This is a genomic window from Comamonas testosteroni TK102 (assembly GCF_000739375.1).
GTDB classification, from domain to species: Bacteria; Pseudomonadota; Gammaproteobacteria; order Burkholderiales; family Burkholderiaceae_C; genus Comamonas; species Comamonas brasiliensis.
On the sequence record NZ_CP006704.1, the window covers coordinates 2,110,245 to 2,129,624 of the forward strand.

21 protein-coding genes are annotated in these 19,380 nt (G+C 64.2%); 16 read left to right on the top strand and 5 right to left on the bottom strand.

What is annotated here, in order from left to right; translation table 11 throughout:
* The first annotated feature begins 63 nt into the window (after positions 1-63).
* The 6 genes from O987_RS09535 (at position 64) to O987_RS09560 (ending at position 4,660) form a co-directional block, all read left to right on the top strand.
* A complete protein-coding gene (locus O987_RS09535; RefSeq protein ID WP_019044241.1) occupies positions 64-678 on the top strand; it encodes a biliverdin-producing heme oxygenase in 615 nt (204 codons plus the stop codon).
* 90 nt (positions 679-768) lie between these two features.
* Positions 769-1,560: a type II secretion system protein N gene (gene gspN, locus O987_RS09540; RefSeq protein WP_043371901.1), complete on the top strand. Its 792-nt coding sequence runs from the start codon at positions 769-771 to the stop codon at positions 1,558-1,560.
* A 93-nt stretch (positions 1,561-1,653) separates the two neighbouring features.
* Positions 1,654-1,998 (top strand): YbaN family protein, encoded by a 345-nt coding sequence (locus O987_RS09545; RefSeq protein WP_043371903.1) that lies wholly within the window; start codon positions 1,654-1,656, stop codon positions 1,996-1,998.
* A gap of 50 nt (positions 1,999-2,048) precedes the next feature.
* The gene (gene rrtA, locus O987_RS09550; protein ID WP_043376298.1) at positions 2,049-2,585 is read left to right on the top strand and encodes a rhombosortase; all 537 of its coding nucleotides are present in this window, start codon (positions 2,049-2,051) and stop codon (positions 2,583-2,585) included.
* Positions 2,586-2,805: 220 nt separating this feature from the next.
* A complete protein-coding gene (locus tag O987_RS09555; protein WP_043376299.1) occupies positions 2,806-3,786 on the top strand; it encodes an alpha/beta hydrolase in 981 nt (326 codons plus the stop codon).
* Positions 3,787-3,802: 16 nt separating this feature from the next.
* The gene (locus O987_RS09560) at positions 3,803-4,660 is read left to right on the top strand and encodes a GNAT family N-acetyltransferase (protein ID WP_003056855.1); all 858 of its coding nucleotides are present in this window, start codon (positions 3,803-3,805) and stop codon (positions 4,658-4,660) included.
* 280 nt (positions 4,661-4,940) lie between these two features.
* On the opposite strand, the gene O987_RS09565 is transcribed toward O987_RS09560, so the two are convergent.
* The 4 genes from O987_RS09565 to O987_RS09580 all read right to left on the bottom strand — a co-directional run bounded on the left by O987_RS09565 (position 4,941) and on the right by O987_RS09580 (position 8,649).
* The gene (locus tag O987_RS09565) at positions 4,941-5,435 is read right to left on the bottom strand and encodes a GlcG/HbpS family heme-binding protein (RefSeq protein WP_043371906.1); all 495 of its coding nucleotides are present in this window, start codon (positions 5,433-5,435) and stop codon (positions 4,941-4,943) included.
* Between the two features lie 119 nt (positions 5,436-5,554).
* Positions 5,555-6,136, bottom strand: a complete 582-nt coding sequence (locus O987_RS09570) for a response regulator transcription factor (protein WP_003056852.1) — start codon at positions 6,134-6,136, stop codon at positions 5,555-5,557.
* Entirely contained in the window at positions 6,133-7,626 is a 1,494-nt protein-coding gene (locus tag O987_RS09575) for a sensor histidine kinase (RefSeq protein ID WP_043371908.1), read from the bottom strand. Before O987_RS09575 ends, O987_RS09570 begins: the two co-directional genes overlap by 4 nt.
* A 66-nt stretch (positions 7,627-7,692) precedes the next feature.
* Positions 7,693-8,649 carry a YgfZ/GcvT domain-containing protein gene (locus tag O987_RS09580; RefSeq protein ID WP_003056848.1) on the bottom strand — a complete coding sequence of 319 codons (957 nt, stop codon included), beginning with the start codon at positions 8,647-8,649 and terminating at the stop codon, positions 7,693-7,695.
* Between the two features lie 44 nt (positions 8,650-8,693).
* Between O987_RS09580 and mltG the strand changes: the two genes are divergently transcribed.
* The 6 genes from mltG (at position 8,694) to O987_RS09610 (ending at position 13,602) form a co-directional block, all read left to right on the top strand.
* Positions 8,694-9,686 carry an endolytic transglycosylase MltG gene (mltG, locus tag O987_RS09585; protein WP_043007538.1) on the top strand — a complete coding sequence of 331 codons (993 nt, stop codon included), beginning with the start codon at positions 8,694-8,696 and terminating at the stop codon, positions 9,684-9,686.
* Positions 9,687-9,775: 89 nt separating this feature from the next.
* Positions 9,776-10,465 carry a dTMP kinase gene (gene tmk, locus O987_RS09590; RefSeq protein WP_043371912.1) on the top strand — a complete coding sequence of 230 codons (690 nt, stop codon included), beginning with the start codon at positions 9,776-9,778 and terminating at the stop codon, positions 10,463-10,465.
* Complete coding sequence (locus O987_RS09595; RefSeq protein WP_003056841.1) at positions 10,462-11,487, top strand: DNA polymerase III subunit delta'; 1,026 nt, start codon at positions 10,462-10,464, stop codon at positions 11,485-11,487. Before tmk ends, O987_RS09595 begins: the two co-directional genes overlap by 4 nt.
* 89 nt (positions 11,488-11,576) lie before the next feature.
* Complete coding sequence (locus O987_RS09600; protein WP_003056839.1) at positions 11,577-11,933, top strand: PilZ domain-containing protein; 357 nt, start codon at positions 11,577-11,579, stop codon at positions 11,931-11,933.
* A 113-nt stretch (positions 11,934-12,046) separates the two neighbouring features.
* Positions 12,047-12,877, top strand: coding sequence for a TatD family hydrolase (locus tag O987_RS09605; protein WP_043371914.1), 831 nt, complete (start codon positions 12,047-12,049; stop codon positions 12,875-12,877).
* Positions 12,874-13,602 (top strand): ankyrin repeat domain-containing protein, encoded by a 729-nt coding sequence (locus O987_RS09610; RefSeq protein WP_003056835.1) that lies wholly within the window; start codon positions 12,874-12,876, stop codon positions 13,600-13,602. The genes O987_RS09605 and O987_RS09610 overlap by 4 nt, the downstream gene beginning before the upstream one ends.
* 111 nt (positions 13,603-13,713) lie before the next feature.
* Here O987_RS09610 and msbA read toward each other — a convergent pair whose 3' ends face one another.
* Positions 13,714-15,570 carry a lipid A export permease/ATP-binding protein MsbA gene (gene msbA / locus O987_RS09615; RefSeq protein ID WP_043371916.1) on the bottom strand — a complete coding sequence of 619 codons (1,857 nt, stop codon included), beginning with the start codon at positions 15,568-15,570 and terminating at the stop codon, positions 13,714-13,716.
* A 300-nt stretch (positions 15,571-15,870) separates the two neighbouring features.
* On the opposite strand from msbA, the gene tolB reads away from it, so the two are divergent.
* The 4 genes from tolB (at position 15,871) to O987_RS09635 (ending at position 19,370) form a co-directional block, all read left to right on the top strand.
* Positions 15,871-17,190 (top strand): Tol-Pal system beta propeller repeat protein TolB, encoded by a 1,320-nt coding sequence (gene tolB / locus O987_RS09620; RefSeq protein WP_043371918.1) that lies wholly within the window; start codon positions 15,871-15,873, stop codon positions 17,188-17,190.
* A 67-nt stretch (positions 17,191-17,257) separates the two neighbouring features.
* Positions 17,258-17,785, top strand: coding sequence for a peptidoglycan-associated lipoprotein Pal (pal, locus tag O987_RS09625; RefSeq protein WP_003061517.1), 528 nt, complete (start codon positions 17,258-17,260; stop codon positions 17,783-17,785).
* Positions 17,785-18,546: a tol-pal system protein YbgF gene (gene ybgF, locus O987_RS09630; protein ID WP_003056826.1), complete on the top strand. Its 762-nt coding sequence runs from the start codon at positions 17,785-17,787 to the stop codon at positions 18,544-18,546. Before pal ends, ybgF begins: the two co-directional genes overlap by 1 nt.
* Positions 18,546-19,370, top strand: coding sequence for a tRNA threonylcarbamoyladenosine dehydratase (locus O987_RS09635; RefSeq protein ID WP_043371921.1), 825 nt, complete (start codon positions 18,546-18,548; stop codon positions 19,368-19,370). Before ybgF ends, O987_RS09635 begins: the two co-directional genes overlap by 1 nt.
* The last annotated feature ends 10 nt before the right edge of the window (positions 19,371-19,380 follow it).

A 19,380-nucleotide genomic window follows, 5' to 3' on the forward strand; every position in this document is an offset into this window, starting at 1 on the left:
GGGTGACTCCGGGCTGGACCAGCCCGGAGCTGCTTCGCCATCGAATTGAAGTCAGGAAATACCATGAATCTGCAAACCAGCCCCTCGAGCGGGGCCCGACTTTCCCAGCGTCTCAAGACGGAGACCGCGCAGCAGCATGAGCGCATGCATGAGCTCATGGAGCAAGGCAATCCATTTGCCGATCGCGGCAGCTATGCGCGCTTTGTCGCCGCCCAATACCTGTTCCAGCGCGACGTGGAGCATCTGTTTCAGGATGCCGCCGTCAAGGCAGCGGTCCCTGACCTGGAAGCGCGCGGGCGTCAGGAGGCTTCGCTGGCGGATCTGGCCGATCTAGGGGCAGAGCTTCCGCAAGGTGCACTGGGCAGCGAGGCCGTAGGGATGCCCGAGGCCCTGGGGTGGCTGTATGTGTCGGAGGGCTCGACCCTCGGGGCAGCCTTCCTGTTCAAGGAAGCCAGGGATCGTCTGGGTTTGTCGGAAACCTTCGGGGCCCGTAATCTGGCGGCCTATCCGCAGGGACGGGCCCTCGCCTGGCGTGCGTTTGTGGCTTCGCTCGACGCGCCGGAGCTAGCCGATGTCGCAATCCAGGACAAGGTGATTGCCGGTGCCAATGCTGCCTATGACCGCTTTGGCAGCTTGCTGGAGCGCTATTTTCCGCAGCCTGCAGCCATCGACGCCTGAGCACTGTTGCATACCGTGGTAGCTGGAACGCATTGGCGCAGAAGCGGCCGTTCAAGGCCTTCAACGGCTGGCTCGCCATGGCACTGGGCCATGGCGGGAGGGCTGCTCGGCGGCGTGCTGTGCCTGCTGGCCTTTTTTCCCGCGCACTGGCTTGCGGCCCAGGTCGCCATGGCGAGTGGTCAGCGCATCGCGCTGCAGGACGTGCGAGGCTCCGTCTGGAAGGGGTCCGCAGTGCTGATGCTGGCGGGCGGAGCGGGCAGCCATGATGCGCAAGCCTTGCCGGGGAGGTTGAGTTGGAGTCTGCATCCGACCCGCAGCAGTGAGGCGCAGGGCCTGAGCCTGCAGGACTGGGGTGTTGGCGTGGCCGTTGAGCATGCTTGCTGTCAGCGACAAGCGGTGCAACTGCGCTGGCTGCCGTTGAGACGGGTGTTTCAGCTGTCAGGGCTGGACTGGCAACTGCCGGCCCAGCTGCTTGCAGGCCTGGGTACTCCCTGGAACACGCTGGGCCTGGACGGCCAGCTTCAGCTGTCCTCGTCCTTTCTCCAATGGCCCGAGAGCATGGAGACTGATTCCATGCAGGGGCGTCTGGAGTTGAAGGCCTTGTCGCTGTCTTCCCGACTCTCCACGCTGCGCCCGCTGGGAAGCTATCGCATGGCACTTGTCGCTCAGCGCACAGGTGTGGGCCCGGGCTTTGAGCTGCAGACGCTGCAAGGTGCGCTGCAACTGAGCGGGAAAGGCCAGCAGCTTGCGGGTCGCTGGCGCTTTCAAGGACTGGCCGGGGCCGAGCCCGGACAGGACGCGGCGCTGGCCAATATATTGAACCTGATAGGAAATCGCGGCGGCGATATCGCATGGAGCATCGTGCGTTCTCCGCCTCCCTGATCCATGACAGAACCATCCTCATCCGCCGACTTCCCGACCCCAAGGCCAGAAGACTTGCATAAGCGTCTTTCCCTGCCCCTGCGTTGTCTTTTGATGGTCTTCGCCGTTCTCTGCGTGATATTGGGCTTGATCGGTGCCGTGGTGCCCGGCATGCCGACGACCGTGTTTATCCTGATGGCCGCCTGGGCGGCGGTACGCAGCTCGCCCAGGCTTCACGGCTGGCTGTATGCCCACTCCCTGTTCGGCCCCATGTTGCGCAACTGGGATGATGGCGGGCAGGTAAGCCGCCGCGTCAAATGGATGGCCAGTGCCAGCATGGTGCTCAGCTCTGCGCTGATCTTTCATGTCGCCGAGAACCCGTGGCTGAGCGCATCGGCGGTGGCAGTCATGGCCTGCGTGCAGATCTGGCTGTGGCTCAGGCCCGAGCCCCAGGGATGAAGTCCGGCCCGGGAGCTCTCTCGGCGAGGCAGTGTGCGCTGCTGATGTGCATGCTGATGGCCTTGCTGCAGGCCCTGCCTGCTGCATGGCGAGGACTGCTGCGCTATGAGACAGCGGCACTTGCCGATGGGCAATGGTGGAGGCTGCTGTCGGCGCACTGGGTGCACCTGAGCTGGGCTCATGCCGCAATCAATGCCTGCGGCTTGCTGCTGTGCTGCTCTTTCGCGGATGCAAGCTGGACGGCAAGGCGTCTGCTGGCCTGCATGGGCTCTCTGGCCGTTCTGGTCTCTTTGCTGTTGTGGTTCACCTCGCCTCAGGTGAGCGACTATGTCGGCATGTCGGGCCTGCTCTACGGACTGATGGTCTGGATTCTCCTGCCGCCGGTGTTGCTTCGTCGAGATCTTCCGGCCGCCACCGTGTTGCTGCTTGTCATGGGCTGGCTGGCCTGGCAGTCCTGGGCCGGCCCCGATCCGCGCGAACAGAAATTGATCGGTGGCTATATCGTCACACAGGCGCACTGGTTCGGGCTTCTGGGCGGAATCCTCGGCGCCTTGAACAGCTGCCGCAGCCAGTTGGTTCAGCGATGAACTGCTGCCGCGAGCTGCCAGCAGCCGCGTTGCTATGCTGGCGACCTTGGCCGATGCCTTGAGCCCGTTTTCACGCTCCTGGCAGTAGCCAGACACCACCATGGGCTGGCTCCCTGTAACGTCTGCGACGGTATCGATTCCGAACAATTGTCAGCATTGGCCTGCAGACTTCGGAGTTGCAACGCACAATGCCATCCTGTGTTTTTTTACCGTCGTGATCATGTCCGATTCCTCTGCGGCTTTGCCAGCCAGTCTGACACCTTCCATGCGCGATGTGCTGCGCCGCATGGAGCGGGCCGCGCGCACTCCCATGCACGAGCTCGGCGCGGAAGCTGCCAAGGCGGCCTATGAGGCTGGCGCCGGCGTGCTTGAAATTCCCAAGCAGGCCTTGCCCCGTGTGGAGGAGCTGCAGATTCCCGCACGCGACGGAGCGAATCTGCCGGCCCGCCTCTATGCACCTGTGACCCGCGATGAAGCCCCAGCTGCTGGCTTGCCTGCGCTGCTGTATCTGCACGGTGGCGGCTTTACGGTGGGCAGTGTGGCCACGCATGACCAGCTTTGCCGTCAGCTCGCACACCTGGCGGGCTGCATGGTCGTGTCGCTGGACTATCGCCTGGCGCCGCATTTCAAGTTTCCCGTCGCACATGACGATGCCTGGGACGCGCTGCAGTGGCTGGCAGCCCATGCGCAAAGCCTGGGGGCAGACGGCAGCCGCCTGGCTGTCGGCGGCGACAGCGCCGGCGGTACGCTGGCGGCAGCCTGTGCCATCGAAGCACGCAACACCGGCCTCAAGCTGGCCTTGCAGCTGCTGATCTATCCCGGCACCACGGCGCACCAGGACACCGACTCTCATCGCCGCTTTGCCCATGGACTGGTGCTTGAAGAGGCTTCCATCACCTGGTTTTTTGCGCAATATATCGCCAGGCGCCAGGACCGCGAGGATTGGCGCTTCGCTCCCTTGCTGGCGCCCGATGTCGACGATATCGCACCTGCCTGGATCGGTCTGGCAGAGTGCGACCCCCTGGTGGACGAAGGCGTGGAATATGCTGACAAGTTGCGCATGGCGGGCGTGGCCGTGGATCTGGAAATCTACAAGGGCGTGACCCATGAGTTCGTCAAGATGGGGCGCGTGATTGCCGAGGCGCGTCAGGCGCACCGGGACATGGCGCAAGCCTTGCGCGGCGCGTTTGGATTGAATTGAAACCAGAGTAAGAACTATGAATCGACAGGACTTTCGCAGCTTTACACGTATCGAGGTGCGCTGGGCCGAGGTGGACGCGCAGAAGATTGTTTTCAACGCTCACTATCTGATGTATGCCGATGTGGCCATCACCAACTACTGGCGCCAGCTGGCCATTCCCTATGAGGCCGGCTTTGCATCGCTCGGCGGCGAGCTGTTTGTGAAAAAGGCCAGCACGGTCTATCACGGCTCGGCCACTTTGGGCGATGTGCTGGATGTCGGCATCCGCTGCGTCAAACAGGGCAATACCTCGCTGCAGTTCGAGGCAGGCATCTTCCGGGGCATGGAGCTGCTCAACACCGTGGAGCTGATCTATGTGTTTGCCGACGCGGCGACGCAGACCCCCAGGCCCGTGCCTCAGGCCATGCGGGATCTGCTCACTGCCTATGAAGCAGGACAGGAGGTCGTCACGCTGCGCTCGGGCAGCTGGAACGACCTGGGGCGTGACGCGGAGCGCCTGCGCCTGGCCGTGTTTGTGCGCGAGCAGGGTGTGCCGCGTGAGATCGAGATTGACGAGCTCGACCCTGTGGCGCGTCATGTGGTGCTGTTCAACGGCTTGAACCAGCCCGTGGCCACGGGAAGGCTGGTCAGCGATGCGCCGGGCGTGGGGCGTATCGGCCGCATGGCTGTGGATCGCAGCGTGCGCGGCGGCCGCTGGGGGCGCATGGTGCTCGAGAGCCTGATGGATGCAGCGCGCGATCGCGGCGACAAGGAAATCGTGCTGCACGCGCAGCGCCATGCCGAAGTCTTCTATCTGCGTGCAGGCTTTACGCCGGTCGGCGAGCCTTATGAGGAGGCCGGCATTCCCCACATCACGATGCGCAGAGTGCTGTGATACAGCTGTTTTGATAGCTTGCAACGCTTTATCTGCAAGCGTTAAAGCCCGATTTTATGCTTGATGCGAAGGAACGCCCATGGCAAGAATCATGACCGTCCTCTGTCTGGTCGGGGTGGCGGCGGCTGCCTATGTGGCTTATCGCTACGGGGTGTTCTGAGCCCCAGCGGCTGAAGGAGAGCGCCACCCGCTGGCGGGAGCGCTCTGCGGCGGCCTGCTTCGCAGGCCTTGTCGCACGCAGGCTCGAACGCAGTTCTTTCTCACCTGCGTGCCGGGGGCATTACTGCAACTGATCCTTCAGCGCGGTGATGGCCTTCTGGGCGCAGGCTTCGTCCAGATGGCCGCCAGGCGCACCGGCTACGCCAATGGCACCAATGGTTTCATTGCCGGTCTTCAGGGGCACGCCGCCACCCAGTACCAGGAAGCCGGGGATATGCGCCATGCCGGCTGCATCGGGATTGGACTGAATGGCCTTGGCGATGCCGCTGGTGGGGTTGCGCGACGACGCCGAGGTGAAGGCCTTGGCGCGCGAGGCTTCGACGGTATGAGGGCCGGCGCCGTCGGCACGCACCATGGCCAGCAGCACGCCCGAGCGGTCCAGCACCGAGGCGCTGACGTTATAGCCGTCGGCGCTGCAGGCCGCCACGGTCTGCTGGGCCAGCTGCAAGGCAGTGGCGCTGGCGATGCTGCGGGTGGAAACGGTGGCTGCGGAAGCGGCGGCGGCGGCGGCCAGGGCCAGGGTGCAGAAGGCGATGTTGCGCAGGCGTTGGTTCATGTCAAAGCTCCTTGTGGATGGGGGTGAACAAGCGATGACAGAACTGTAAGCAGGGCTGCTTTCGGCGCCCATTCGCAAGGCAACGGATGGTCATCGGTAATCCTACCGAGTCGGGCCGCTCACAAGGCCGCAGTCAGCAGCAGTCTTGTCTGTTCTGCGACCGAGCCAGTACCCAGCTTTTCGGCCAGCCTGGCGCGGTGCGTGTCAACGGTGCGCACCGATATATCGAGCGCCGCCGCGATCTCCTTGCTGCCCAGGCCCTTGGTGATCAGCTCCAGCACCTCACGCTCGCGCTCGGTCAGGCCGCGCAGGCTTTGCCGGGCCTCGTTGCGCTCGGCCTGCTGGTCAAGCCGTGTCTGCGCCGACTCGATGGCCTGCAGCAGAGTCTGCTCTTCGATGGGCTTGGTCAGAAAGTCGGTGACCCCTGCCTTGAAGGCACGGCGGCAGGCATGCAGATCGCCGTGGCCGGTGATCACGATCGTGGGCCAGTCCACGCCCTGTGCCATGAGCTGCTCGTGCAGCTGCAGGCCCGACATCATGGGCATGCGCAGGTCGGTGATCAGGATGCCGGGCTGGCTGCGATCCAGATGGGCCAGGCAGTCGGCAGGAGATTCAAAGCAGGTCACGGGCAGCTCATAGGTCTGCAGCAGCAGATGCAGGGCGTTGCGCACCGACGGGTCATCATCGATCAGATAAATCATGCAGGCAAATCGGTTCCATCCAGCGGCAGATGCATGACAAAGCGGGCGCCATGCGGGCCGGGTACATATTCCAGACGGCCGCCCATGCGCTCCATCAAGGTGGCGCACAGCGGCAGACCCAGCCCCATGCCGTCGGACTTGGTGGTGAAAAACGGCTCGAAGATGCGCTCTGCCGTGGCCGCAGTCATGCCCGGGCCGTTGTCCTGCACCACGAGCAGGGCCTCGCCACCGCTTTGCTCCAGCGTGATGCTGATGGCTGCCTGCGCGTCCTGCGCCTGGCCAAGCGCATCGAGCGCATTGCGCACCAGATTGTGCAGCACCTGCTCCAGCGCCACCGGGTCGGCCCAGCCGCTGCAGGGCTGCAGCGGTGCCTGCCAGTGCAGCGCCACCTTGGCCTGGCGTGCCGGGCCTTCCAGCAGCAGCAGGGCCTGATCGACGACTTGGGCCAGATCCAGTCTCTGTGGCTGGCTTGGGGCATTGCTCACATAGCTGCGCATGCGCTCCAGGATGGCGCCTGCGCGCCTGGCCTCGCGCACATTGGCCTGAAGGGCAGTCGCCAGCAGTTCGGTCTTGCCCAGCTCGTGGGCGCGCAGCGCTGCCTGGCTCTGGCTGAGCAGGGCGGTGACAGGTTGGGCCAGCTCATGTGCGATGCCCGAGGCCATCTCTCCCATGCCGTTGACGCGCGAGGCATGGGCCAGCTGCGCTTCATTGGCCAGCAGCTGGGCGCGCTGCTGGTGGCGTCTGGCCTGCTGGCGGCTTTGCCAGATCAGGTGAACCGCACCGACCAGCGCGGCGCTGATCAGTGCACTGATCAGCGCCATGCCCCAGCTCACCAGGCTGCGGGGGCGGCTGAGCAGTTGCACCTGCAGAGGCTGGTCATAGCCGGCGAGTGTGAATTCGCCGAATTTGTGGCTTTGCTGCAGCTGCGCAGCTGGCTCCAGCAAGATGTGGTCATGAAGGCGGATGCGCAGCCCGCTGTCATCGGGCAGGACCTTGTCGTCCAGCAAGTGGGAGGAGTCAATGCGAACGCAGAGCCAGCCTTCGGGGTCTGCTATCTTTTTGAGGAAAAGATAATGATCCGGGTGCAGGGCGTCAGGCAGGCTGGCGCTGGCTCGCGGCGCCAGCGGAGCGGCAGTCTGCGCCACGGCCGGGTCCTGGCAACTGCCGGTGGCGGGAGTGGCCGCAGTGACCAACTGGATTTCCTGGACGCGCGGGTAAATGGTCTGCACCGACTGCGCAATATGCTGCAGAGCCGATGACTCCTTGGCTGCATCCAGCGGTGCCACGGCAGTCAGGGCGGTAAGGTGGGCCTTGTGCTGGGCCACCTTCTCCAGCATCTGGCGTTGTACGGTCTGGGTTAGCTGCAACTGCTCCTGCTCCTGGCGGGCATGGGCCTGCCACCACTGCAGGGCCAGGATCAAGGCGCAGAGCAGCCCCCAGGCCAGGGCCAGCAGCCAGCGGTGGCGGTAGTCCGGGGAAGAGTTGCTCATGCGCCGAAGTGTAGCGGTGGCCTGGCTGGCAATGCCGGGCCAGCGGCAGTGCGGGGCCGGGGACGCTTAGATATCCGCCAGCAGCTCGTAGGGCAGGGGCAGGACCTGCAGCCCGATGCCCTTGCCTGCATCGGCGCTCTGGCCATCGGCCAGCGCCGCATGGGCAAACAGATCGTCGCGGGTGGAAGAGGCAATCTGCATGGAGACGATGGCATCCCAGCCGCCTTGCGCAGCTGCTGCTGCCTGCACCACGGTGCCGGTTGCCTGCTCCAGGTCTTCGGCGCTGAAGACTTCCTGGCCCACGCTCAGAGCCTGCTCGGCATGAACCAGATAGGCGCGGCGCTTGAGCGTGCCGCGGAACTGGCTGCGGGCCACCACTTCCTGGCCGGGGTAGCAGCCCTTTTTGAAGTTGACGCCGCCCAGGGACTCGTAGTTCAGCATCTGGGGCACGAAGGCATCAACCACCGGAGCCGATAGCGTGGCCACGCCGCTCTGGACTTCGGACCATTGCCAGAGGTCCTCGCTCAGCAGCTGTCCTTCGGGGGCCTGACCCGCAGGGCCGATCCACAGCGCACGCTGGTTGCCGGCAGCGGGGTAGAGAGCCAGAACATGGGCATCGCCTTGCTGGCTCAGAGTCCAGGGGGCGGCTGCCGCGCCCGCATGGTGCTGGGCGGCCTGGCCGGTCAGTCCGTAAAGAGCAAAGTCGGCTGTCGCATCGCTGAGCTTGCACTGGGCTCGCAGCACAAACATGGACAGGCGCTTGAGCGTGGGAGCCAGCAGGCTGCGGTCACAGATCAGCACGATTTCATCGGCGCTGCGCCTGAAGCCGATGAAGCTGGCCAGCATGCGGCCCTTGGCCGTGCAAAAGGCTGCGAGGCGGGCCTGATCGAACTTGAGCAGTGCGAAATCGTTGCTCAACTGGCCATGGAGAAAGCTGGCTGCGTCGGCGCCAACGGCGCGGATGACACCAAGGTGGGAAATGGGGGTAATGCCGTTCAGGGGCAGCGTCTTGGGCTGGGTCATGGCTGAATTATGATCGTCGCTCTGTGTACTGATGGATCTAGCTTGTGCGTGCCCTTATTCGAGCACTGATATTTTTGCTGCTGCTGGCTGCCCTGGCGGCAGGCGGCGCCTGGTGGTGGCTGAACCAGCCGCTGCAGCTGTCCGAGCCCAATCTGGAGCTGGAGATCGAGCCCGGCACCACGCCGCGTGGCGTGGCGCAGAACGTGGTCAAGGCCGGGGTGCAAACCGATGCGCGTCTGCTCTATGCGTGGTTTCGCTTCTCGGGCAAGGACCGCGCCATCAAGGCCGGCAACTATGAACTGAGCACGGGTCTCACACCTTATGTGCTGTTGCAAAAGCTGGCGCGCGGCGAGGAAAGCCTGCGTGCGCTGACTCTTGTCGAAGGCTGGAACTGGCGCCAGGTGCGAGCGGCGCTGGCGCGTGAGGAATTCCTCAAGCAAGACAGCGCAGGGCTCAGCGACGAAGCCGTGATGACGGCCCTGGGCCGGGTGGGCGTGCCGCCCGAAGGCCGCTTCTTCCCCGACACCTATACCTATGCCAAGGGCAGCTCGGACATGGCCGTGCTGCGCCGTGCGCTGCACGCCATGGATCGCCGTCTGGCCGATGCCTGGGCCATGCGGGCGGCCAATACCCCGCTCAAATCTGCCGATGAAGCCCTGACCCTGGCCAGCATCGTGGAAAAGGAAACCGGCCGCGCTGCAGACCGGGCGCAGATTGCCGGCGTTTTCTCCAACCGCCTGCGCATAGGCATGCGCCTGCAGACCGATCCTTCGGTCATCTATGGCGTGGGGGCGAGCTTCGACGGCAATCTGCGCAAGCGCGATCTGCTGGAGGACACGCCCTGGAACACCTATACCCGTGCAGGTCTGCCCGTCACGCCGATCGCCATGCCCGGCAAGGCGGCGCTGATGGCGGCGGTGCAGCCTGATCAGACCAAGGCGCTGTACTTCGTGGCCAGGGGCGATGGCACCAGCCATTTCAGCGCCTCGCTGGACGAGCACAATAGGGCCGTCAACCGCTACCAACGCGGTCAGTAAGCAATCTTTGAGGGTGCAAGGCCGTGGCCTGTGCCCTGTGTCGAATCAAACAACTGGTGCCGCCATGCGCTGCACTAGAGGAAATATCAGTGAGTACAGCTTTACCCAAGGGTCTGTTCATCAGTTTTGAGGGCATCGACGGTGCGGGCAAGTCCTCGCATATCGAGGCGCTGGCCCAGGCTTTTCGCGATCAGGGCCGAGTGGTCACGCTCACGCGCGAGCCCGGTGGCACGCCGCTGGCCGAAAAGCTGCGCGCCTTGATGCTGCATGACGCCATGGACCCGCTGACCGAGGCGCTGATCGCCTTCGCGGCCCGGCGGGACCATCTGGTGCAGGTCATAGAGCCGGCGCTGGCGCGCGGCGAGGTGGTCATCAGCGACCGCTTTACCGATGCCACTTTTGCCTACCAGGGCGCGGGCCGTGGCTTCAGCTGGGAGCAGCTGTCGGTTCTGGAGCGCATGGCGCAGACCGGCACGGCGCTGCAGGCAGAGTCATCCCCGGATTTCATGCGCGAGCCTGACATGACGCTGTGGTTTGACCTGCCCGCCGAAGTGGCGGCCGAGCGCTTGGCCACGGCCCGTGTTCCCGACCGCTTCGAAGCCCAGCCCGGCGAGTTCTTTGCCCGCGTGGCCCAAGGCTATGCCGAGCGCGCCAGGACGGCACCTCAGCGTTTTGTGCGTATTGACGCCCATGCCAGCCGCCATGCCGTGTGGCAGCAGATCACCCAGGCCGTGGTGCGCAAGGGCTGGCTGGCCATCATGGTAGGCAGCAAGCCATGAGTGCCTCCGATCTCGAAGCGCCCTGGATCGCCGCGCAGCGTGGCCGCTTGCTGGCCCAGCGTGGTCATGCCTGGCTGCTGCAAGGGCCTTCGGGTCTGGGCCAGTACGCACTGGGACTGTCGCTGGTGCGCGCCTGGCTCTGCGAGCAGCCGTCTGCACAAGGCGCTTGCGGCCACTGCACCAGCTGCCATGCCATCGAGGTGCGTGCGCATGCCGATCTGTGCGTGCTCATGCCCGAGGTGCAGATGATGGAGCTGGGCTGGCCGCTGCCGGAAAAAGCCCAGGCCGACATCGACGACAAAAAGCGCAAGCCCAGCAAGGAAATCCGCGTGGAAGCCATGCGCGATGCCGTGGAGTTCTGCCAGCGCACCAGCGCGCGCGGACGCGGCAAGGCCGTGCTGGTCTACCCGGCCGAGCAAATGAATGCGATTACCGCCAACGCCCTGCTCAAGACGCTGGAGGAGCCGCCCGGAGACACCCGCTTTGTGCTGGCCAGCGAGGCTGCGCACCAGTTGCTGCCCACCATTCGCAGCCGCTGCCTGACGCACACCATGACCTGGCCTGCCGCGGCCGAGGCCGCGCAGTGGCTGCAGGCGCAAGGCCTGAACGAGCCCGATGCTGCAGCGGCGCTGCAGGCTGCAGGCGGTCGACCCGGCGATGCGCTGCGCATGGCGGCGGACGCAGGCAAGGCCGCTGCTTGGGCGCAGTTGCCAAGGCAGCTGGCCAAGGGAGATGTGGCAGCGCTGGCGGCTTTTGCGCCGGTGGATGCCGTGCAGGCGCTGCAGAAGATCTGCCACGACCTGATGGCCCTGGCCGGTGGCGGCGAGCCCCGGTATTTCTCGCCTGCCGATCTGCCGGGCAAGCCGCTGCCCATGGCGCTGCTGGCCGAATGGTCGCGCGAGCTGGTGCAGGCGGCGCGCACGGCCGATCACCCCTTCAATGCTGGGCTGATGATGGAGGCTCTGGCCTCCAGGGCGCGGGCGGTGCTGATCTCGGGCAAAGCCGCCAGAGCCGTGCGCTAGGTCATGAAGCACGGTTTGGTCAAAATATTCCCGGGTGTTAACCTCGCCACTACCGCCGCCCGGCTGCCACAAGAATTCCGCTACCCACTATGAACGCAACTACCACCCCTCGTCCCAGCGTGATGCAGCTGGCGATCAAGGAAAAGGCGGCGCTGTATGCCGCCTATATTCCGTTGTTCGCCGAAGGGGGGATTTTTGTGCCCACGCAGCGTGACTATCGTTTGGGCGATGATGTCTATGTTCTGCTCACCCTGCCCGACGATCCGCAGCGCTATCCGGTCGCGGGCCGGGTGGCCTGGGTGACGCCGGAGCGCGCTTCCGGCAACCGGACCCAGGGCGTGGGCATCCAGTTTCCCAAGGATGCCAAGTCCGCCGAGCTCAAGGCAAAGATCGAGCAGATTCTGGGCACGGCCCTGAGCTCCGAGAAGCCGACCCAGACAATCTGATTATTAATACTGGCGCGTTCTCACACCAGAGGCGCCGAGCAAGAGCCGTCTCGCAGCGATGGCGTCGTCCCCTGGGGGAAGCGGCGCAGCCGCTCAGGAGCGGTCCAATCTCTATGTTTACCGATTCCCACTGCCACCTGAATTTCCCTGAGCTGAGCGCCAATATCGCGCAGATCCGCGCAGCCATGGCTGCCGCCAAGGTCACGCGCGCGCTGTGCATCAGCACGACGATGGAAGAGTTTCCCGAGGTGCACCAGCTGGCGCTGGACTACGACAATTTCTGGGCCACCGTGGGCGTGCACCCCGATACCGAAGACATGACCGAGCCCAGCGTGCAGGATCTGGTGGAGCGCGCCGCGCTGCCGCGCGTGGTGGCGATCGGCGAGACCGGGCTCGATTACTACGGCATGGAAGACCGCAAGGGCGGTCGCACGATTGCCGATCTGGAATGGCAGCGCGAGCGTTTTCGCACGCATATCAGGGCGGCGCAGATCACGCAAAAGCCGCTGGTCATCCACACCCGCAGCAGCTCCGACGACACCCTGGGCATTTTGCGCGAGTGCGGCGAGGCCGATTCCGGCACCCAGGCCGGCGGTGTCTTTCACTGTTTCACCGAAACCGCCGAAGTGGCGCGCGCGGGCCTGGACATGGGTTACTACATCTCCCTGTCGGGCATCGTGACCTTCAAGAATGCCCAGCATCTGCGCGATGTGGCGGCGTTCGTGCCGCTGGACCGGCTGTTGATAGAAACCGACAGTCCCTATCTCGCGCCCGTGCCCTACCGAGGCAAGACCAATAATCCTTCCTACGTGCCTTTTGTGGCCAGGCAGATTGCCGAGGTGCGCGGCATTTCCATCGAGGAGGTGGCTGCCGCCACCAGTGCCAATTTTGACCGCCTGTTCAAGGGCGTGACCTTGTCCGTGAACTCTGGAGCGAGTGCATGAGTCTTTTTGCTGCCCCATCGATTGCATCGTCATTGAACCGCCGCCAGAGCCTGCGCTGGGCGGGGGCTGCTGTCGTCGGGGTGGCGGGCCTGCCAGGGCTGGCCCAGGCCAATGACTACGAGGACTATTCGCGGGCGCTGGTCAGCGACAACTCCAGTGCCATGGTGAATCTGATCTTTCGCGGCTTCAACGCCAACACCCTGGATTCGCGCGGGCGGCCGGGGCTGGTGGCGGCCCTGCATCAGGACTCGCTCAAGGTCTTTGACGTGCTGCTCAAGGCGCCGCGGATCGATGTCAATCTGGCCTCGCGCCAGAACGAGACGCCGCTGATGATGGCCTGCATCAAGGGCCACCTCGATATCGTGCGCGAGCTGATCAAGCGCGGCGCCGACGTGAATCGAGAGGGCTGGGCGCCGCTGCACTATGCAGCCTCCGCCGACACGCCGCAGACGCTGGACATCATCAAGCTGCTGCTCGAAGAAAGCGCCTATATCGATGCAGCATCGCCGAACGGCAGCACGCCGCTGATGCTGGCTGCCCAGTACAGCAGCGAAGCCGTGGTCAGGCTGCTGCTGCAGGAGGGGGCGGACATCACGCTGCGCAACCAGCGCAATATGACGGCAGCGGACTTCGCCAGGCTGGTGGACCGGCAGTACATGGTCGATCTGCTGGGCAAGGCGCTGCAGCATGAGCGCCGTACCCAGCCCCCGCGCGGGAGCTGGTAGCGGACGGTTTCAGTATCGGACTAGCTATTTTGATAGCTGCTAGCGCCCAATGAAAAAGGACTTCAGGTTCATTTGACCCTGAAGTCCTTTATTTATATGCGGTGACAGCTCTTAAATTTGAGGCTCGCCAGGGGTCGAGCTGCGCACCTGGTTGTGCAGGCGGGCGTAGAGGCCGCCCAGTTCCATCAGTTGCTCATGCGAGCCTTGTTCGGCAATCTGGCCGCGCTCCATGACGACCACGCGGTCCGCATGCTCGATGGTGGACAGGCGGTGGGCAATCACCAGCGTGGTGCGGCCCTGCATCAGACGGTTCAGCGCCTGCTGGACCAGTCGCTCGGACTCGTTGTCCAGTGCCGAAGTGGCTTCGTCCAGGATCAGGATGGGCGCGTCCTTGTAGAGCGCGCGGGCAATGGCCAGGCGCTGGCGCTGGCCGCCCGAGAACTGGCTGGCATTGTGGCCGACCAGGGTGTGCAGGCCCTGGGGCAGATTGCGCACGAAGTCGCCCAGATTGGCGGCCTCCAGAGCGGACCAGACGCGTGTCTCGTCAATATCTTGGCCCAGGGCCACATTGGCCGCGACGCTGTCGTTGAGCATGACCACGTCCTGGCTGACCATGGCGAACTGCTGGCGCAGCGTGTTCAGGTCCCAGTCGGCCACGGGAACCCCTTCCAGCATGATCTGGCCGCTGGTGGGCGAAAAAAAGCGGGGCAGCAGATTGACCAGCGTGGTCTTGCCAGCACCGGACGGGCCGACCAGGGCCACGACTTCGCCGGCCTTGACGTCCAGGCTCAGGTGCGAGAGGGCCGGAGCCTTGTCCGGGCCGAACTGCACGCTCACATCGCTCAGCTGCAGTGCGCCGCTGACCTTGGCGCAGGGCTTGAAACTGCCGCCTTGCTCGTCGGTGGAGCCTTCGAGCAGGGCCAGGCCACGCTCCAGTGCGGCCACGCCGCGCGTGATGGGGTTGGCCACATCGGCCATGCGGCGAATGGGCGCAATCAGCATCAGCATGGCCGAGATGAAGGCGGCAAAGCCGCCCACGGTCACATCCTGCACGCTGGCCGAGCCGATGGCGGCGCCACCTTCGCGGCTTTGCCACAGGGCGATGCAGAGAATCACCGACAGCGCAATCGCCGCCAGCACCTGGGTCAGCGGCGTCATGGCGGCCGAGGCGATGGTGGCCTTGGTGTTCAGGCCGCGCAGCTGGCGGCTCAGCTCGCCAAAACGCGACTGCTGCGAAGCCTGGGCGCCATGCAGGCGCACCATGCGGTGGGCCAGCACGTTCTCCTCCACCACATAGGCCAGTTCGTCGGTGGCCGTCTGACTGGACTTGGTGATGCGGTACAGGCGGCGCGACAGCGTTTTCATGACCCAGGCCACGCCCGGCACCATGAAGGCCACGATCAGCGTGAGCTGCCAGTTCAGATAGATCAGATAGCCAAGCAGGGCGATCAGCGTGAAGCCGTCGCGAGAGATGCTCATCATCGCCTGCACCAGCTGCTGGGCACCGGTCTGCACCTCGTAGACGATGGTGTTGGAAAGCGCCGAGGCCGATTGCCTGGAAAACAGGCTCATGTCGGCGGCCAGCAGGCGCTCGAAGAGTTTCTGGCGCAGACCCAGCATGCCGTCATTGGTGATGCGTGCCAGCGCGTACTGCCCCGTGAACTGGGCCAGGCCGCGAATCACGAACAGGCCGATCAGAAACACGGGCACCGTCCACAGCGGCAGCGACCCTGCCGTAAAACCGCTGTCGAGCAGGGGCTTGAGCAGCGCCGGCATGGCAGGCTCGGTCGCCGCACCCACCAGCGTGGCAAAAATGGCCAGACCCCAGGCCCAGCGCTGGCCCGAGAAATAAGGCGTCAGGCGCTTGAGGCGCTGCATCAGCGGCAGCTCGGATGGATGGGCGGGGACAGCTGGAGCGGGAGCGGCCTTGGGGGGCTCGCTCGGCGATGGTGACGGTGTGGCTTGCATAAGCGCGTGATTTTAGGGCTTGTGCTTTTGGAGTCCGCACGGATCTCAATAGATGAAATTCGGGATGAAGTTGTAACCAACTATGCCTGTTTGAATATAAAGCGCAAGCCTGCGGCAGAATTGGTCCGGGGCTTGTCTCTGCACTCATGCAGACTCTGGCATGCTCCCGATCTGAAAATTTTGGGACACTTGCGTTTGATCACCCTACTGAGCACGTTCTTACATCAGGAATCCGTCAGTGTGTGTAACATTCGCGCTTGTGTTTGTACCGGGCAATTCCGGAAATTTTGATGGCTGCCAATGACTATTGACCGACTTCCATCCCTGACAACCTGGGCGGCAGGGCCGCGCGCTTCCCGTAGAGCCATGCTGGCAACGCTAGCCGCCACGCCGGCCCTTCCGGCACTGGCCCAGTTCAGGGTTGAGGTAACAGGCGTGGGCCTGACACAGCTGCCGATCGCAATCGCCCCGTTCAAGGGGGAAGGTTCGGCCCCGCAGAAGATTTCCGCCATCATCCAGTCCGACCTGGAGCGCAGTGGCCAGTTCCGCGGCGTGGACGCTTCCGGCGTCGCGCTGGACGAGACCTCGCGCCCCGACGTGGCGCAGTGGCGCCAGAAGGGTGCCGATTCGCTGGCCACCGGCAGCATCACCCGCCTGGCCGATGGCCGCTGGGATGTGCGCTTCCGCCTGTGGGATGTGGTCAAGGGCCAGGATCTGGGCGGCCAGGGCTTTGCCGTGACCACCGGCGATCTGCGTCTGGTGGCGCACCGCATTGCCGACTACATCTATGAAAAGCTCACGGGCGAAAAAGGCATTTTCTCCACCCGCATTGCCTATGTGACCAAGGCCGGCGCCCAATACCGCCTGTGGATTGCCGATGCCGACGGCGAGAATGCCCAATCGGCGCTGTCCAGCCCCGAGCCCATCATTTCCCCCGCCTGGGCACCCAACGGCACCCAGCTGGCCTATGTGTCCTTCGAGTCACGCAAGCCCGTGGTCTATGTGCACGATGTGGCCAGCGGCCACCGTCGTCTGCTGGCCAATTTCCGCGGCTCCAACAGCGCTCCTGCCTGGTCGCCCGACGGCAGCCGTCTGGCCGTGACGCTGAGCCGCGACGGTGGCTCGCAGCTGTATCTGCTCAGCGCTCAGGGCGGCGAGCCGCGCCGCCTCATGCAAAGCAGTGGCATCGATACCGAGCCCTGCTTCTCCAGCGACGGTCGCACCATCTATTTCGTCAGCGACCGTGGCGGCGCCCCTCAGGTTTACAAGGTTTCGTCCTCGGGCGGCAGTGCCGAGCGCGTGACCTTCAGCGGCACCTACAACATCTCGCCCGCCATCAGCCCCGACGGCAAGTGGCTGGCCTATGTCTCCCGCGTGGGCGGTGGCTTCAAGCTCCAGGTCATGGATCTGGCGACAGGCACCGTGAACTCCGTCACGGACACCACGGCGGACGAAAGCCCGAGTTTTGCGCCCAACAGCCGTCTGATTGTTTACGCCACCATTCAGGGAGGCCGTGAAGCGCTCATGACCACCACGCTGGACGGCAAGATCAAGGCGCGTCTGGCAGGTCCAAGTGGAGACATACGTGAACCCGACTGGGGCCCGTTCCAGAAACACTGATCTGAAGTTTGCTTTCCCTCTTTCTTTCTAGTGATGAAGTCCGTTGTGGACTGTTCGGAGAAATCTCATGTTGACTATCAAACGTCTTTCCCTGGCTTTGGCTGTGACCGCGCTGGTCGCAGGTTGCAGCTCTGGCGTCAAGCTGGACGACAAGCCCGTTGACGGTTCGCTGTCGAGCCAGGGTGCTGGCACCAGCGGCCAGGGCCAGAGCGGCGTGTCCGGTGTGGACCTGACCGGTTCGGCCGCCTCCAAGGCCGGCCCTCAGGGCGTCAGCCGCATCGTGTATTTCGACTTTGACAGCTACTCTGTCAAGGCCGATGCACAGCCCCAGATCGAAGCCCATGCCAAGTTCATCAAGGCCAATCCTGCGGCCAAGGTGCAGCTGGAAGGCCATACCGACGAGCGCGGCGGTCGTGAATACAACCTGGCTCTGGGTCAGAAGCGTGCCGAAGCCGTGCGCCGCTCCCTGGGTCTGCTGGGTGTCAACGACGCTCAGGTCGAAGCGGTGAGCTACGGCAAGGAAAAGCCTGCTGCCGAAGGCCATAGCGAAGACGCTTACGCCCAGAACCGTCGCGTTGAAATCAACTACCGTTAATGATGAAGCAGGCCTTGTTGACTCTCCGTCACGCAACGCTGCCGCGCCTGGTGGTGGCCGGCCTGCTGGCCGGCTCTGCCATCAGCGCCCATGCAGCCCTGTTTGGTGATGACGAGGCGCGCCGCGCCATCATCGAACTGCGCCAGCGCGTTGACAGCCTGCAGCAATCGCAGGAGCAAACCCGTCGCAGCCTGCTGGATCTGCAGTCGCAGATCGAGTCGCTCAAGTCCGACCAGGCCAAGCTGCGTGGTCAGAACGAGCAGCTGACACGCGACGCTGCCGAGTTGCAGCGCGGTCAGAAAGATCTGGCCAAGGGCTTTGACGAGCGTCTGCGCCAGTTCGAACCAGTCAGCGTGACCGTGGACGGTGTGGAATTCACTGCCGATCGCAACGAGCAACAGGACTTCGAGCAGGCTCTGGGCATGTTCCGTTCGGGCAAGTTCCCCGAGGCTGGTCAGGCGTTTGCCGCTTTTCTGCGCCAGTGGCCCAAGAGCGGCTATACACCGTCGGTGCGCTTCTGGCTGGGCAACTCGCAGTACGCCACGCGCGACTATAAGAACGCCATTGCCAATTTCCGCTCGGTCATGACCACGACTCCCATGCATGCCCGCTCGCCCGAAGCGGCCTTGTCCATCGCCAACTGTCAGGTGGAACTCAAGGACACCAAGGCGGCGCGCAAGACTCTGGAAGAGCTGCTGCAGGCCTATCCGAACTCGGAAGCCGCAGGGATTGCCAAGTCCAAGCTGGCGACGCTCAAGTAATGGCCGGATATTCACAGCCTCAAGCGGAAACAGCGCCCCCATACGGCGCTGTTTTTTCTATGGAAGAAGCAGATGTGCAGCGCCGCTTTGGCGGTTTGGAGCGCCTTTACGGCGTACCGGGCGCAGCCCGGATTCGTGCCGCCCATGTGGTGGTGGTCGGTGTCGGCGGAGTCGGCTCGTGGACGGCCGAGGCCCTGGCGCGCAGCGGTGTGAGCCGCCTTACCCTGATCGATATGGACCATGTGGCCGAGTCCAATATCAATCGCCAGATCCATGCGCTGACCAGCACGGTGGGTCAGGCCAAGATCGAAGCCATGCGTGATCGCATCGCCGAGATCAATCCCGCTTGCGTGGTCAATTGCATTGACGAGTTTGTCGACCCTGACAACTGGCAGCAACTCTTGCCGGTCGATGCCGATGCGGTGATCGATGCCTGCGATCAGATCAAGGCCAAGGCCGAAATGGCTGCGCACGCGCGCAAGACCCGGCAGTGCTTCATTTCCGTCGGCGCTGCGGGCGGAAAGCGCATGGCCCATCTGGTGGATATTGCCGACCTTGTTGCGACGACTCATGATCCGCTTCTGTCGCAGCTGCGGTACCGGCTGCGCAAGCAGCATGGCGCCCCCAAGGATGGCAAGCGCATGGGCGTGACCTGCGTGTTCAGCCGGGAGGCGGTAGCTCCTCCCGATGCATCTTGCTCCATCGAGGGCGGTGATGGCAGCCTCAACTGCCATGGCTACGGCTCGGTCGTGGCCGTGACGGCAACCTTTGGTCAGTGCGCTGCAGGCTGGGTGCTCGATCAATTGGCCCGGCAGTCGAACTAACCGCGAACTG

What these genes read in the sequence shown, in the direction of transcription:
- ybgF (WP_003056826.1), top strand. Translation starts at nt 17,785, where the DNA reads ATGATGAAGCAGGCCTTGTTGACTCTCCGTCACGCAACGCTGCCGCGC.
- O987_RS09605 (WP_043371914.1), top strand. Translation starts at nt 12,047, where the DNA reads ATGTTTACCGATTCCCACTGCCACCTGAATTTCCCTGAGCTGAGCGCC.
- O987_RS09580 (WP_003056848.1), bottom strand. Translation starts at nt 8,649, where the DNA reads ATGACCCAGCCCAAGACGCTGCCCCTGAACGGCATTACCCCCATTTCC.
- tolB (WP_043371918.1), top strand. Translation starts at nt 15,871, where the DNA reads ATGACTATTGACCGACTTCCATCCCTGACAACCTGGGCGGCAGGGCCG.
- O987_RS09545 (WP_043371903.1), top strand. Translation starts at nt 1,654, where the DNA reads ATGGTCTTCGCCGTTCTCTGCGTGATATTGGGCTTGATCGGTGCCGTG.
- O987_RS09560 (WP_003056855.1), top strand. Translation starts at nt 3,803, where the DNA reads ATGAATCGACAGGACTTTCGCAGCTTTACACGTATCGAGGTGCGCTGG.
- O987_RS09635 (WP_043371921.1), top strand. Translation starts at nt 18,546, where the DNA reads ATGGCCGGATATTCACAGCCTCAAGCGGAAACAGCGCCCCCATACGGC.
- gspN (WP_043371901.1), top strand. Translation starts at nt 769, where the DNA reads ATGGCGGGAGGGCTGCTCGGCGGCGTGCTGTGCCTGCTGGCCTTTTTT.
- O987_RS09610 (WP_003056835.1), top strand. Translation starts at nt 12,874, where the DNA reads ATGAGTCTTTTTGCTGCCCCATCGATTGCATCGTCATTGAACCGCCGC.
- rrtA (WP_043376298.1), top strand. Translation starts at nt 2,049, where the DNA reads ATGCTGATGGCCTTGCTGCAGGCCCTGCCTGCTGCATGGCGAGGACTG.
- msbA (WP_043371916.1), bottom strand. Translation starts at nt 15,570, where the DNA reads ATGCAAGCCACACCGTCACCATCGCCGAGCGAGCCCCCCAAGGCCGCT.
- O987_RS09570 (WP_003056852.1), bottom strand. Translation starts at nt 6,136, where the DNA reads ATGATTTATCTGATCGATGATGACCCGTCGGTGCGCAACGCCCTGCAT.
- pal (WP_003061517.1), top strand. Translation starts at nt 17,258, where the DNA reads ATGTTGACTATCAAACGTCTTTCCCTGGCTTTGGCTGTGACCGCGCTG.
- O987_RS09595 (WP_003056841.1), top strand. Translation starts at nt 10,462, where the DNA reads ATGAGTGCCTCCGATCTCGAAGCGCCCTGGATCGCCGCGCAGCGTGGC.
- O987_RS09535 (WP_019044241.1), top strand. Translation starts at nt 64, where the DNA reads ATGAATCTGCAAACCAGCCCCTCGAGCGGGGCCCGACTTTCCCAGCGT.
- O987_RS09600 (WP_003056839.1), top strand. Translation starts at nt 11,577, where the DNA reads ATGAACGCAACTACCACCCCTCGTCCCAGCGTGATGCAGCTGGCGATC.
- O987_RS09575 (WP_043371908.1), bottom strand. Translation starts at nt 7,626, where the DNA reads ATGAGCAACTCTTCCCCGGACTACCGCCACCGCTGGCTGCTGGCCCTG.
- O987_RS09565 (WP_043371906.1), bottom strand. Translation starts at nt 5,435, where the DNA reads ATGAACCAACGCCTGCGCAACATCGCCTTCTGCACCCTGGCCCTGGCC.
- O987_RS09555 (WP_043376299.1), top strand. Translation starts at nt 2,806, where the DNA reads ATGTCCGATTCCTCTGCGGCTTTGCCAGCCAGTCTGACACCTTCCATG.